This is a genomic window from Mesorhizobium shonense (assembly GCF_040545255.1).
Lineage (GTDB): Bacteria > Pseudomonadota > Alphaproteobacteria > Rhizobiales > Rhizobiaceae > Mesorhizobium > Mesorhizobium shonense.
Map to the genome: position 1 here is coordinate 1 of NZ_JBEPLM010000029.1, position 13901 is coordinate 13901.

Annotated in this window: 15 protein-coding genes; 6 read left to right on the top strand and 9 right to left on the bottom strand. The window is 64.2% G+C overall.

What is annotated here, in order from left to right; all coding sequences use genetic code 11:
• Nucleotides 1–246 precede the first annotated feature (246 nt).
• Nucleotides 247–1497, bottom strand: coding sequence for a DNA recombination protein RmuC (locus tag ABID26_RS35135; protein WP_126096895.1), 1251 nt, complete (start codon nt 1495–1497; stop codon nt 247–249).
• Between the two features lie 103 nt (nt 1498–1600).
• Between ABID26_RS35135 and def the strand changes: the two genes are divergently transcribed.
• The 6 genes from def to ABID26_RS35165 all read left to right on the top strand — a co-directional run bounded on the left by def (nt 1601) and on the right by ABID26_RS35165 (nt 5565).
• Nucleotides 1601–2131, top strand: a complete 531-nt coding sequence (gene def, locus ABID26_RS35140; protein WP_126096894.1) for a peptide deformylase — start codon at nt 1601–1603, stop codon at nt 2129–2131.
• Nucleotides 2132–2172: 41 nt separating this feature from the next.
• A complete protein-coding gene (locus tag ABID26_RS35145) occupies nt 2173–2361 on the top strand; it encodes a hypothetical protein (protein ID WP_292374995.1) in 189 nt (62 codons plus the stop codon).
• Nucleotides 2362–2415: 54 nt separating this feature from the next.
• Nucleotides 2416–3351, top strand: coding sequence for a methionyl-tRNA formyltransferase (fmt, locus tag ABID26_RS35150; protein ID WP_292374991.1), 936 nt, complete (start codon nt 2416–2418; stop codon nt 3349–3351).
• Nucleotides 3348–3854 (top strand): GNAT family N-acetyltransferase, encoded by a 507-nt coding sequence (locus tag ABID26_RS35155; protein ID WP_126096892.1) that lies wholly within the window; start codon nt 3348–3350, stop codon nt 3852–3854. The genes fmt and ABID26_RS35155 overlap by 4 nt, the downstream gene beginning before the upstream one ends.
• A 24-nt stretch (nt 3855–3878) precedes the next feature.
• Nucleotides 3879–4679: a tRNA pseudouridine(38-40) synthase TruA gene (gene truA, locus ABID26_RS35160; RefSeq protein ID WP_126096891.1), complete on the top strand. Its 801-nt coding sequence runs from the start codon at nt 3879–3881 to the stop codon at nt 4677–4679.
• Nucleotides 4680–4929: 250 nt separating this feature from the next.
• Nucleotides 4930–5565 (top strand): LysE family translocator, encoded by a 636-nt coding sequence (locus tag ABID26_RS35165; RefSeq protein WP_126096890.1) that lies wholly within the window; start codon nt 4930–4932, stop codon nt 5563–5565.
• Between the two features lie 24 nt (nt 5566–5589).
• On the opposite strand, the gene ABID26_RS35170 is transcribed toward ABID26_RS35165, so the two are convergent.
• From ABID26_RS35170 to ABID26_RS35205, 8 genes are all read right to left on the bottom strand, one after another.
• Nucleotides 5590–6681: a 3-deoxy-7-phosphoheptulonate synthase gene (locus ABID26_RS35170; RefSeq protein ID WP_126096889.1), complete on the bottom strand. Its 1092-nt coding sequence runs from the start codon at nt 6679–6681 to the stop codon at nt 5590–5592.
• 88 nt (nt 6682–6769) lie between these two features.
• The gene (locus ABID26_RS35175) at nt 6770–6901 is read right to left on the bottom strand and encodes a hypothetical protein (protein ID WP_281058894.1); all 132 of its coding nucleotides are present in this window, start codon (nt 6899–6901) and stop codon (nt 6770–6772) included.
• 237 nt (nt 6902–7138) lie between these two features.
• Nucleotides 7139–7933 carry an SDR family oxidoreductase gene (locus ABID26_RS35180; RefSeq protein ID WP_126096888.1) on the bottom strand — a complete coding sequence of 265 codons (795 nt, stop codon included), beginning with the start codon at nt 7931–7933 and terminating at the stop codon, nt 7139–7141.
• A gap of 378 nt (nt 7934–8311) precedes the next feature.
• Entirely contained in the window at nt 8312–9304 is a 993-nt protein-coding gene (gene iolG / locus ABID26_RS35185) for an inositol 2-dehydrogenase (protein WP_126096887.1), read from the bottom strand.
• An 80-nt stretch (nt 9305–9384) separates the two neighbouring features.
• On the bottom strand, nt 9385–10155 hold the full coding sequence (locus ABID26_RS35190) for an ATP-binding cassette domain-containing protein (RefSeq protein WP_126096886.1): 771 nt from the start codon (nt 10153–10155) through the stop codon (nt 9385–9387).
• Between the two features lie 2 nt (nt 10156–10157).
• Entirely contained in the window at nt 10158–11234 is a 1077-nt protein-coding gene (locus ABID26_RS35195; RefSeq protein WP_126096885.1) for an ABC transporter permease, read from the bottom strand.
• A gap of 195 nt (nt 11235–11429) precedes the next feature.
• A complete protein-coding gene (locus tag ABID26_RS35200) occupies nt 11430–12371 on the bottom strand; it encodes a sugar ABC transporter substrate-binding protein (protein ID WP_126096884.1) in 942 nt (313 codons plus the stop codon).
• Nucleotides 12372–12742: 371 nt separating this feature from the next.
• Nucleotides 12743–13774 (bottom strand): LacI family DNA-binding transcriptional regulator, encoded by a 1032-nt coding sequence (locus ABID26_RS35205; RefSeq protein ID WP_126096883.1) that lies wholly within the window; start codon nt 13772–13774, stop codon nt 12743–12745.
• Nucleotides 13775–13901 lie beyond the last annotated feature (127 nt).

Below are 13901 nucleotides of genomic sequence, written 5' to 3' on the forward strand. Positions count from 1 at the left end.
ACTGCTGGCTGTGATGGGCCTGCAGTCCCGGCCGCCAAACTACCCGATCCTTCTCAAACAATCCTCGGGCTTGACCCGAGGATCCATTCCGTGACGCTCGCCGAGGAATGCGGCGTATCAGAATTCTGCGCCGTTGCGGCGCTCCGCAGTCACGGCATGGATTCTAGGGTCTGCGCGCGTCGCTTCGCTCCTTGCTCCGCCCTAGAATGACGATGTGATGGGCGCTTCCGCCAATCTCCGGCGAAACTACTCGCTGTCTTCGACGACCCTCAACCGCAATTGACCCGTCTTGGAATCGGCCACGCGCGCGGCGGCCTCCACCTTGGCCGGGCCGCGCGGCGGCTCGGCTTCCCCTTCGGCGAATTCCAGCGCTTCGATCTTCTGGCCGCGCTTGGTGACTTTCGACGTCGAGACGAGGATGTCGTCGATGTCCTTGGCCGCCTGGCCGAAATGCGTCTGCAGCCGGCGCACGCGCTCGTCGACGCGCGCCACGTCTTCCATCAGGCGGATGACCTCGCCCTGGATCAGATGCGCCTGCTCGCGCATGCGCGCGTCCTTCAGGATCGCCTGGATGACCTGGATCGACAGCATCAGGAGCGACGGTGAGACGATGACGACGCGGGCGCGGTGCGCCTTCTGCACCACCGCTTCGAAATTCTCGTGGATCTCGGCGAACACCGATTCCGACGGCACGAACATGAAGGCGGTGTCCTGCGTCTCGCCCTGGATCAGGTATTTTTCGGCGATATCGCGGATATGCACCTCGATGTCGCGCCGGAATGCCTGCGCCGCCGCCTTCTGCAGGTCGGCGCCCTCGGCGGCGCGAATGGCGTTCCAGGCTTCGAGCGGGAACTTGGCGTCGATGGCCAGCATCGGCGCGCCGTTCGGCATCCGCACCAGGCAATCCGGCCGGCTGCCGTTGGAGAGGCCCGCCTGGAATTCGTAGGCGCCGTGCGGCAGCCCATCGGCGATGATCGCTTCCATGCGCGACTGGCCGAAGGCGCCGCGCGTCTGCTTGTTGGAGAGGATCGCCTGCAACTGCACCACCTGTCCGGCCAAAGACTGGATGTTGCCTTGCGCGGTGTCGATCACCGCCAGCCGCTCCTGCAGCTTGGCCAGGCTCTCATGCGTCGACTTGGTCTGCTCGGCCATGGTCTGGCCGAGGCGGCCGGTCATGGCGTCGAGCCGCTGTCCGAGCGATTGGGTGAGCTCGGCCTGCCGCGCCCCGAACACTTCGGCGATCGCGCCCATCCGTCCCTGCATCTCGGCCTGTGCCTGCAGGATGTCGGCCATGCGCGCCTCGGTATCGCGGGCATGGTCGGCGGCCTCTGTCGCCGCCACAGCGCGTGCCCCTGCGGCGCGCCACAACGCGACGACGAGCGCCATGAACAGCGCAAGCAGCAGCGCGGCGCCGAAACCCAGCGCCTGGCCGAGCGTGATCGTGGTAGCGCCCAGCCTTGCAACTGGCTCGGAAAGGATGGAGGTCATGTCGTTCATGCCGGCAGCATAACCGATTCGGTTCGCTGGCACAGATCAAAACGTGAACAGTCAGAAGTCGTCCCGGTTGACGCTTTTCCAACGACGTCTTAGGTGAGACGCCATGTCGATCAAGCCGCTCATCATCCTTCCCGATCCGATCCTGCGCCAGGTTTCCAAACCGGTCGAGCGCGTCGATAGCGATCTGCGCAAGCTCGCCGACGACATGCTGGAGACCATGTACGATGCGCCGGGCATCGGGCTGGCGGCGATCCAGGTCGGCGAGCCGAGGCGCTTGCTGGTCATCGACCTTGCCAAGGAGGGCGAAGAGCCGGCGCCGCATGTCTTCATCAATCCGGAGATCCTCGAAAGCTCCGGCCAGCGCTCGGTCTATGAGGAAGGCTGCCTGTCGATCCCGGATTATTATGCCGAGGTCGAACGTCCGGCGGCCGTGCGGGTAAAATATCTCGACCGCGACGGCAAGCTGCAGGAGATGCAGGCCGAAGGCCTGATGGCGACGTGCCTGCAGCACGAGATCGACCATCTCAACGGCGTGCTGTTCATCGACCACATCTCGAAGCTGAAGCGCGACATGGTGGTCAGGAAGTTCAAGAAGCTTGCCAAGGAGAAGGCGCCGGGCAAGATGGTGGGCTAGCAGCCGTTTGGAGCACGGCCTTCCGCATTACAGATCTCGGCTTGGAGGCATCGACGAGCGAAACGCTGATCAAGGGCTTTCCCAAAGACGGGCCTGAGCCGAGTTTTTCGGCGTGGGATGCGGTGCGCTCGGCATTCGTCTCCGAAGACGCGATCGACGACGACTTTGCCAAGTTGATGTATGAAGTCGAGGCCGAACGAAAACGCGACTTCGGTTATATCGCGACGTGATCTGAAGCTCATAAATGCTCAAGGCGAGCGCCTGAACAGCACCGCGAGATAAATATGCCCCTTCGCGTCATCTTCATGGGCACGCCGGATTTTTCCGTGCCGACCTTGCGCGCGATCGCCGAGGCCGGCCACGACATCGCCGCCGTCTACACGCAGCCGCCGCGCGCCGCCGGCCGGCGCGGGCTGGAGCTGACGCCCTCGCCGGTGCAGCGCGAGGCCGAACGGCTGGGCTTGGAAGTGCGCACGCCGACATCGCTGAAAGGCGAAGCCGAGCAGCAGGCCTTCGCCGCCTTGCGGGCGGACGTCGCCGTGGTCGTCGCCTATGGGCTGCTTCTCCCAAAACCCGTCCTGGGGGCGACCAGGCTGGGCTGCCTCAACGGCCACGCCTCGCTTCTGCCGCGCTGGCGGGGCGCCGCTCCCATCCAGCGCGCCATCATGGCCGGCGATGCCGAAACCGGCATGATGGTGATGCGCATGGAAGAAGGTTTGGACACCGGTCCGGTGGCATTGGTTGAAAAATCTTCCATCGGACCCGATATGACGGCCGGCGAATTGCATGACAGGTTGATGGACATAGGCGCTTCGCTGATGGTGGAAGCGCTGACGCAGCTGGGGATAAATTGTCTGACATTTACCCGACAGGCGACGGAAGGGGTGACCTACGCCCGAAAGATCGATAAATCGGAGACACGCGTAGACTGGACGCGGCCTGCCGGCGAAGTCCACAATCACATTCGCGGCCTCTCGCCCGTTCCGGGCGCGTGGTGCGAGGTCGAAATTGGCGGCCGCATGGAGCGGCTGAAACTGCTTCGCTCGACGCTCTCTGATGGCGTCGGCGAGTCGGGAGGAATTCTCGATGACCGGCTGACGGTCGCCTGCGGGTCAGGCGCGGTCCGGCTGGTCGAAGTTCAACGGGCGGGCGGAAGGCCCGCCGCCGCGCAGGAGTTTTTGCGCGGGGCCAAGATCGAAAAAGGAACGAAACTCACATGAGCATGATGTCGATACGCGCGGCGACGCCGCGGGATCGCGAGGCGATCCGCCTCGTCGAAGAGCATGCCTTCGGCCAGCAGGCGGAGGCCGGCCTGGTCGACGCGCTGGTGACGGGCGGCGACGCCGTCGTCGAGCTGGTCGCGGAAGAAGATGGCCAGGTCGTCGGCCACATCCTGTTTTCCAGGCTTTTCGTGCAGAACGGCGGCAAGCGCTTCGCGGCATTGGCGCTGGCGCCGCTGGCGGTCGAGCCGTCCTTCCACGGCACCGGCATCGGCGGCGCGCTGATCCGCGAGGCGCATATCCGCCTCAAGGAAGCCGGCGAGGCGCTGGCCGTGGTGCTGGGGGACCCGGCCTATTATGGCCGCTTCGGCTACAGCCATGCCCGCGCCGAAAAGTTCGAGAGCGAGTACCAGGGCGAGGCGCTGCAGGCTCTTGCCTGGGGCGACGCGCCCGCGACCGGCAGGCTGGTCTACGCTTCGGCCTTCATCGCGCTCGCCGCTTAGGCGGGCGCGAACGAATAGCAGAACATGCCGCGTTTTCGGCTCGATATCGAATATGACGGCAGCCAATTCGCCGGCTGGCAGCATCAGGCGGACCAGCCATCGGTGCAGCAGGCGATCGAGCAGGCGATCGAAAAATTCTGCGGCGAAGAAGTAAGGTTACGTGCCGCCGGCCGCACCGATGCCGGCGTGCACGCCACCGCCCAGGTGGCGCATGTCGATCTCGCCAAGGCCTGGGCGGGCGACAAGGTGCGCGATGCCGTCAACGCCCATCTGCAGGCGGCCGGCGCGCGTATCGCCATCTTGAGGGCGGCGGTCGTCGCCGACGGCTTCGACGCGCGCTTTTCGGCCACCGGCCGCCATTATCTCTATCGCATCCTCAATCGCCGCGCCCCGTCGGCGCTGGAAAAAGGCAAGGTCTGGTGGGTGCCGAAACGGCTCGATGCCGAGGCCATGCACGAGGCGGCGAAAGTGCTGCTCGGGCGGCACGATTTCACCACCTTCCGCTCCACCCAGTGCCAGGCCGAAAGCCCCGTCCGCACGCTTGCCCAACTCGACGTCAGCCGTATGAGCGATCTCATCGAGGTGCGAACCTCGGCGCGCTCCTTCCTGCACAACCAGGTGCGCTCGATGGTCGGCTCCTTGCGGCGCGTCGGCGACGGCTCCTGGAGCGCCGACGACCTCAGGGCGGCGCTGGAAGCGCGCGACCGCGCCGCCTGCGGCCAGGTTGCTCCGCCGGACGGCCTGTTTCTTGTCGGCGTCGACTATCCGGGATCCGCGGAGCAAAGCGGTCAGTCAGCGTCGCTTGGGGCCAAATCGTCTGACTAAAGCGCGTCGCACTGCAACGGATTCAGGCGACGCGCTTCAAGTTTTTATGCATGTCGTTATCCCAAAACCGCTGTACACTTCTGGGCGACATGCATTGGACGGGCGCGGCGCGCCTTGCGCATTTTCTTCACACAACCGAAACGCTACTGACACCGCCCCGTCAGTTGGGATGTCTTATAGGGCCGCCCATCGGTTTGAAAATCAACGGGATCCTCCGTGGTTCGGCCGCATGGGGCTCCGCGCGATTGACATGAGCTACAGCGAAAACCTCTGGCTGTTCTTCGTCCTGCTTTTCGGCATCATCGCCGTCCCGGGCATGGACATGCTGTTCGTGCTGGCCAATGCGCTGACCGGCGGACGCGACAGAGGCCTTGCTGCGACCGCCGGCATCATGCTCGGCGGCGCAGTGCATACGCTGAACGGCGCGATCGGCGTCGGCCTGCTCATGCATTTCGTGCCGGTCCTGTTCAAGCCGCTGCTGATCGCCGGCGCCGCTTATATGGCCTATATCGGAATTTCGCTGATGCGGAGCTCGATTACCGTCGGCGATGATGCGCCCGCCGGCAGCCGCTCCGCCTGGAAAGCCTTTCGCCAAGGGTTGGTCACCTGCCTGATCAACCCCAAGGCCTATCTCTTCATCCTTGCCGTCTATCCGCAGTTCCTGAAGCCGGCTTACGGTCCGATCTGGATGCAGGCGACCGTCATGGGGTTGCTGACGGTCGCCACTCAGGCAGGGATCTATGGCGGCCTCGCCATCACCGCCGGGCGCAGCCGGGCGCTTCTGGTCGGCAATCCGCAGGCGACCGCTTTCGCCGGGCGTGCGGCTGGCCTGCTTTTGTTTGCCGTCTCGGTGTTCACCGCATGGGAAGGGCTGAGGGCGGCGTGATCGCCGCCCTCCCCCACATTTCGCTCAGGCCGCGCCCTGTCGGGTGGCGAGCATTTCGCGCTTTACCGACCGGCGCCATTCGACGGCGCCGGCGAGGCCGTGCAGCACCGTCTCGGTGGTCGCCCAGTCGATGCAGCCGTCGGTGATGCTCTGGCCGTAGACAAGCGGCTTGCCGGGCACGACGTCCTGGCGGCCGGCGACGAGATTGCTCTCGATCATGACGCCGATGATGCGCTCGTCGCCCGCAGCCACCTGCCCCGCCACATCGTGCGCGACTTTCGGCTGGTTCTCCGGCTTCTTGCCGCTGTTTGCGTGGCTGACGTCGATCATCAGGCGCGGCGCGACACCTATGCGGGCGAGCTCCGTCGCGGCAGCGTCAACGCTCGCCGCATCGAAGTTGGGCACAACGCCGCCGCGCAGGATGACATGGCAGTCCTCGTTGCCGGTGGTCGCCGCGATGGCACTGCGGCCGCCCTTGGTCACCGCCATGAAATGATGCGGCTGGGCGGCGGACTTCACCGCCTCGGCGGCGATCCTGAGATTGCCGTCGGTGCCGTTCTTGAAGCCGACCGGGCAGGAGAGACCCGACGCCAGCTCGCGGTGGATCTGGCTTTCGGTCGTGCGCGCGCCGATGGCGCCCCAGGCAACGAGGTCGGCGATGTATTGCGGCGTCGTCATGTCGAGGAACTCGGTCGCCGCCGGCAGGCCGAGATTGTTGACGGCGGAGAGCACGTTGCGCGCCATGCGCAGCCCCTTGTCGATGTTGAAGCTGCCGTCGAGGTCGGGATCGTTGATCAGGCCCTTCCAGCCGACCGTGGTGCGCGGCTTCTCGAAATAGACGCGCATGACGATCTCGAGCCGGTCGGCCAGGGCCTCGCGCAGCGCCGCCAGACGGCTGGCGTAGTCCACGGCGGCAACCGGATCGTGGATGGAACAAGGGCCGACGATGACTACCAGTCGATCGTCGGCCCCCGTCAGGATGGAATGGATGGCGTTGCGCGATGCGGCAACGGTGCGCGTCGCCGTGAGCGAGCGCGGTATCTCGCGCATCACCTCTTCCGGCGTGCTCAGGACTTTGAGTTCCTTGACCCGAAGGTCGTCTGTGGTGGTCAACACGGCTTTCTGCTCCTGGTTAGGAGACCTGCCGGCTGAAACGAAAAAGCCGCCAGGTCTGGCGGCTTTTCGGATTTAGATGCTGCAATCTTCAGATCGAGCGCAATCCTCCCGCCGCCAGCGAGCTGTCGTAGTAAAAGTACCAAAACGAGGCGGTCAGGTGGATCATGCGGCTCATATAGTCGATGCCGGGGCGCTTGTCACGTGCTTGATTGGCAGGCAATTTCGGATGGGGCCGAACCTTCGCGATTTCGTCATCCCAGGGCGAAGCAGCCGCGCAGCGGCGTCGCGAAGACCCTGGGATCCATTCCGTGACCTTGGCCGAAGAGCGCGGCGATGCAGAATTCTGGACCGCAGCAACGCCCTGGAGTCGCGGCCTGGATCCTCGGGGCTGCGCCGCGTCGCTTCGCTCCTTGCTTTCGCCCGTGGATGACGAAGTGACTGGCGTCGCCCCCCTGCGCTACTCCCCGATCACGCCGGCAATGTTCTGGTCGTAGTCGACCAGCGAGCCGGTCATGACGCCGGCCTGCGGGCTCAGCATATAGGTGATCAGCCGGGCAAGCTGCGCCGGTTTCACGAGCTGGCCCATCGGCTGCGCGGCTTCGGCCTTCTCCAGCCAGTCGTCGGGCGCGGCGTGCCATTTCTTCTGCACGATCGCCTCGCCCTCGGTGTCCATCCAGCCGGGCAGCACGGCGTTGCAGCGGATGCGGTTCCGCCGATAGGAGCTGGCGACATTCTTGGTCAGCGTCATCAGCGCGCCCTTGCTGGTCGAATAGGGGGTCAGGAAGGATTGGCCGGCATGCGCCGACATCGACAACACGTTGACGATCGAGCCCGGCGCCTTGCGCTCCAGGAGATGCGCGACAAGGCCCTGCATCAGGAAAAAGGGGCCGCGCACATTGGTGTCGAATATCTGGTCGAAGACCTCCTCGGTGGTTTCGATCAGCGAGCCTCGCGCCGAGGTGGCGGCGGCGTTGACCAGCGCGTTGAGCGTGCCGAAATGGGCGATGGCCGTTGCGATGGCGCGCTTGCAATCGCCGACGTTGGCGACGTCGGCGCTGATGAAGATGGCGTCGACGCCGCCCCTCTTGAGCGCGGCGACCGCTTTGTCGCCCTTCTCCTGCGAGCGGCCGACCAGCGCCAGCGCACGGCAGCCCTCATCAGCCAAGGCCTCGGCGACGGCGAAGCCAATGCCCTGCGCGCCGCCGGTGACGATGGCGCGCGTTTCTGAATTGCGACCGGCCAAACCGCTCATCGCTGTGCTCCTGTGTTTTTGACTACCAATGGATTTTCGAGGTTCATTGAGGTTCCGATCGGTCTCCCGGTGCCTTGCCGCAACGTTGATACCTTGGTCCAAGCGTCCTCAACGTCGTCATCCTAGGGCGAAGCAAGGAGCGTAGCGACGCAGCGCAGACCCTAGGATCCATTCCGTGACCCCGGCTGAAGAACACAGCGGAGCAGAATTCTGCACCGTTGGCACCGTTCCGATGTAACGGAATGGATCCTCGGGTCTGCGCCGCGTCGCTTCGCTCCTTGCTCCGCCCGTGGATGACGACGTGATAAGCGTTCCGGCTAATCGCCAAGCGTTGGAGACAGACAATCCGACCGCCATCGAAATACCTGTCTCATCGGATCAGTCGATGCGAACGGTCTTGCCCGTCTTCGCCGACTTCAGCGCCGCATCGGCCAGCTTCAACGCGACCAGCCCGTCCTTGCCGCTCGGCGAGGCCTTCTTGCCGGCGCTGTTGGCGGCGATGAAGGTCGCGATCTCGTTGGCATAGGCGTCGATGTAGCGGGTCATGAAGAAGTCGTGCAGCGGCGGACGGGTATAGCCCTTGTCGTTGGCAAGCTCGATCGACACCGGGCGCTGGTTCTCGGCCGCGACCATGCCTTTCGAGCCATGCACCTCGATGCGCTGGTCGTAGCCATAGGTGGCGCGGCGCGAGTTGGAGATGACGGCCTGCTTGCCGGAGGCGGTTTCCAGGATGACGCTGACCGAGTCGAAATCGCCGGCATCGCCAATCTTCTTGTCGACCAGCACCGAGGCATGGGCGCTGACCGCCACCGGCTCCTCGCCCAGCAGGAAGCGCGCCATGTCGAAGTCATGGATGGTCATATCGCGAAAGATGCCGCCGGAGCGGGCGATATAGTCGAGCGGCGGCGCGCCGGGATCGCGCGAGGTGATGGTGACCATCTCGACCGCGCCGATGGCGCCGTCGTCGATCGCCTTGCGGACGGCGGCGAAATGCGGATCGAAGCGGCGGTTGAAGCCGACCATCAGCACAGCATTGGCCTTCTCGACCACGGCGAGGCACTGCTCAACGCGCTTGACGTCGAGGTCGATCGGCTTCTCGCAGAAGATCGCCTTTCCGGCCTTGGCGAAACGCTCGATGAGATCGGCATGGGTGTCGGTCGGCGTGCAGATGATGACGGCGTCGATGTCCTTGGCCTGCTCTATTGCCGCGATGGTGCGCACTTCCGCGCCATAGGCGGAGGCGAGCTCCGTCGCCGCCTTCTCGAAGGCGTCGGCCACGGCAACCAGTTTGGCCTGCGGGTTTGAGGCAACGGCGCGGGCATGCACCTTGCCGATACGACCGGCACCGAGAAGAGCGAAGCGGAGTGTCATGGAATGTCCTTCGAGGATGGTTCTAAAACATGTCCGCGCCTCTCGGCGCGGACGATTGGTTGGTCCCGTCGTGACGCCTGTCAGGCGGCCTGGAGTTCGGCCTGTCCGGTCTTGGCGCCGGTGATATAGGCGACGATGTCGTTGCCGTCGGTGTCCTGCTTGCGCAAATTGGCGACGATGCGGCCGCGGCGGAAGACGACGATGCGGTCGACCAGATCGAACACCTGGCGCATGTTGTGGCTGATCAGGATCAGCGGCTCGCCGTTTTCCTTGAGCGTGCGGATGATGTTTTCGACTTGGGCTGTTTCCTGCACGCCGAGGGCCGCCGTCGGCTCATCCATGATGATGAGCTTGGAAGCGAACGTCGCGGTACGGGCGATCGCCACGCACTGACGCTGGCCGCCCGACATGTGGCGGATGGTGCTGGAAAGGTTCGGGATCTTCACTGCCGTGCGGACAAGTGCTGCCTCCGTAGCCTTGCGCATCGCCTTGCGGTCGAGGATCGAGAACGGCCCGAGGTTGAACAGCACCTTCTCGCGGCCGAGGAACAGGTTCGACGGAACGTCGAGATCGTCGGCCAGAGCGAGGTTCTGGAACACCGTCTCGATGCCGGCCTCGCGCGCCTCGATCGGGCCGGCGAAGTTCACTTCATTGCCGTCGAACCAGATCTTGCCGTCGGTGCGCTGCTCGACGCCGGTGATCTGGCGCACGAAGGTCGACTTGCCGGCGCCGTTGTCGCCCATGATGGCGACATGCTCGCCCTTGCGCAGCTCGAAGTTCGCCTCCTGCAGCGCATGCACGCCGCCATAGTGCTTGGTGAGGTTTTCGGTTTTCAGAACGATGTCGGACATGGTCAAGCTCCTATCGCCCGGCGGCGCTGGCGCCATTGATCGAGAACGACTGCGCCGACGATGATCACGCCCTTGACCATCTCCTGGTAGTAGGCGTCGAGGCGCAGGAAGGTGAAGCCGGAGATGATGACGCCGAAGATCAGCGAGCCGATCACGGTGCCGATGATAGACCCGCGGCCGCCCGAGAGCGAGACGCCGCCGATGACCGCCATTGCGATGGCGTCGAGCTCGTACATCACGCCCATGCCGGCCTGGGCGGTGAGGTTTTTCGACGAGAGCACCACCGCGGCGATCGAGGCGAGGATGCCGGCGATCACATAGACCAGCACCTTGTGGTTGGCGATCTTGATGCCCGACATGCGCGCGGCGTCCTCGTTGGAGCCGATGGCGTAACAGTGCTTGCCGTATCGGGTGTAGCTCAAGATGAGCTGGAACAGGATCGCCAGCGAGATGAAGATGACGACCGGCATCAGCCCCTTGCCGATCGCGGCGAAGCTGTCGGTGGGGAACGAGATCGGCTGACCCTTCGACCACCATTTGGCGATGCCGCGCGCCGTGACCATCATACCGAGCGTGGCGATGAAGGGCGGGATGCGCGTGTAAGCGATCAGCGCGCCATTGACGAGACCGGCGACGAGGCCGCAGGCGATGGCGACCAGCAGCGGCACGATCACCGGCAGATCGGTCCAGCCCTGCGCCAGGAACATCGCCTTGGGGTTGGGGTTGCCGTTGACCGTCGCTACCTGCGCGAAGCTCATGGCGATCATCGCCGTTGCGCCCACGATCGACCCCGAGGACAGGTCGATGCCGCCGCTGATGATGACTTGCGTCACGCCGATGGCGATGATGCCGACGATCGACACCTGCAGGATGATGATCTGCAGGCGGGCCTCGTTGAAGATCCCACTGACATTTTCACGGGTGTTGAACAGGAAGCTGTCGCCGAGGAAGACGCGGCCGATCAGCTCGAACGCGCCGACCAGGATGACCAGCGCCAGGAACACGTTGAACTCTGCAGGCCAGGGGCGCTTCTTGGCGTCATAGCTCAGCCCGCCAATGCCATGCGATGTCTGTGACACGTCTTCTTCCTCCGAATGACCGCGCCCGCTCTCCCGCCCGGTGGGGCGGGAGAAAGAAGGGAGCAGCGCCGCTCTATCAGCGGCCGGTTTCAGCCAGTCCGATGCGTCGGAGCGCCGCTCCACTCTTGTTTTGAGCAATTCCGGACGGAAAACCGTTTCACACTTTTCCTGGAATTACTCTTGAGAAGCGCAGCCTCAGTTCTTCTTCAAGAACTTGTCGATGTTCGCCGGTGTGACGAGCTGGAAGGGGATATAGACCTTGTGCTCCACCTTCTCGCCCTTGGCGAGCTTCAGCGCCGCATCGAGCGCGCCGGCGCCCTGGCCGGCCGCGTCCTGGAAGACCGTCACGTCGAGATCGCCAGCCTGCATCGCGGCCAGCGCGTCCTGGGTGGCGTCGACGCCGCCGACCACGACCGACTTCATGTCGATGTTGGCTGCCTTCATCGCCTGGATCGCGCCGATGGCGCTTTCGTCGTTGTTGGCGATGACGCCGTCGAACGCCTTGCCGGACGACAGCCAGTTGGTCATCAGGTTCTGCGCTTCGTCACGCTTCCAGTTCGAGGTCTGCTTGTCGATGATCTTGATGAAATTGCAGTCCGGCGTGGCGATCACTTCGTCGATGTCCTTGGTCCGCTGCACCGCGGCCTGGTTCGACAGCTCGCCCATGATCACATAGACATTGGCTTCCTTCTTGCCGGCTTCCTTGAGCAGGCGGCAGGCTTCCTTGGTCTCGAGCGTGCCGGATTCGGCCTCGTTCGAAGCGACGAAGGCCTGGTTGTCGGGCAATTTATCGACATTGACCGGCTCGCGGTTGACATAGACCAGCGGGATCTTGGCCGCGGCGGCCGCATCCGACATCGCCTGGGTGGCCGAGGTGTCGACCGGGTTGACGATGATGGCGTCGACGCCGGAAGCGGCGAAGTTCTTGATCTGGTCGAGCTGCTTGGCGACGTCGTTCTGCGCGTCCTCGACCTGCAGCTCGACGCCGTCCATGCCCTTGGCCTGCGCGATCATGCCGTTGCGCAGCACGGTCAGGAAGTTGTCGTCGAAAAGAGCCATCGAAACGCCGATCTTGGCGGCGAAGGCGGACGAACTCATCAGCGCCGATAGCGCGACGCCCAAAAGCAGTTTCTTCATTTTAGTTTCTCCTCCACTTGGTGTCCGGCTGCACCGATTGAACCGGAATCCCCGATCTCTCCGGGGAATCTCTCCCTTTGGCCGCTCCGACGGCGTTCTCCTTGCGCAAATGGAACGCCTGGTCCTCTGTTTGAAACAGATGTTCCGGAACGAAAGAACCAAAATGCCCAGTTGGTGAAATATTTATTCCATTTCGCTTGGCGACGTCAAGGGAGATTCGGAATGGACATGCCGGATTTTCATTGCCGGTCAGCCTGCAGCGCCCTCCGTGGCCGGGGGACGGGTGCATTCCGCGGCGAATCTTGGGCCAAATCCCAGCGCGAAAGAATTCCATCAGCCTGATGGATCACATCATTCCGGCGAATGGCGGCTCAGATGTTTTCCGGCAGATAGATGTCGAAGGGCAGGAAAGTCTGGCCGGGCGCATTGGCGGCGCCGCTCTCGATGGCATGCGCCATCAGGCCGACAAGCTCGCGGCAAAGCGCCGCCAGCGGTGTCGAGATCACCATGGTGAGGATGTTGTCGGCAAGGGCTGCGCGCGAGAAGGCGTTGATCTCGTTGCAGATGACCACCGGCATGTTTTCAGGCTTTGCCGCCCTCAGCGCCGCGACCGCGCCTTCCATCCCGCCGCCGGCGACATAGCAGCCGGCCAGGTCCGGATGCCGGGCCAGAAGGTCGAGCATCGCATCATGCGTCACCTGGTTGGCTTCCAGATTGACCAGCGTTTCCATCACGGTGAAGTCCGGCGCGTGCTCGCGGAAATAGGAGCGGAAGCCGATCTCGCGCAATTCATGGCCGTGGAAGCGGTGGCTGCCGACGAAAAGCGCGACCTTGCCCGGCTTCTTCGCCGCCTTGGCGATCATCCAGGCCGCGGTGCGGCCGACCTTGCGGTTGTCGAGGCCGACATAGCCCTCGCGGATGCCGGCGGCGAAGTCGGACAGCAGCGAGAAGACCGGTTGCCCTCTCGCCTTCAGCGCCTCGACCACCGCCGTCAGCGTCGGGTGGTCCGGGCCGACGACGGCGATGGCCCTGGACTTCGCCGCCAGCCTGCGCATCTGGGCGGCGATCTCGTCGGGCGCCAGCGAAGCGGCGAAGTCGATCGTCGCGACGCCACGGATGCGTTGCGATTGCGACACCGCCAGTTCCAGCTCGCGCGCGAAATCGCCGTAGAAGACATCGTTGCCGCGCAGCAGCAGGAAGCCGAGGCGGTATTCCGGCATTTCCTGGCGCATGCGCTGCTTGATCAGCCCGGCGGCGTGATAGCCGATATCGGTCGCCGCCTCGTAGACCCGGCGCGCCGTTTCCTCGCGCACCGGCAGGCGGTTGTTCAGCACCCTGTCGACGGTGGCGACGCTGACGCCGGAAACGCGCGCGAGATCGGTGATTGTCGGCCGCCTTGCCATGAATGCTCCATCGCCTGCTCGACTTGAGAGTAGCTCATCCTGATAGGAAATGATAGAATCTATCTTTGTGACGTTGAGGCTATCATGGCTTGAAGCTATGGTGAAGTCGAAGCCAGCCATGCGCGAA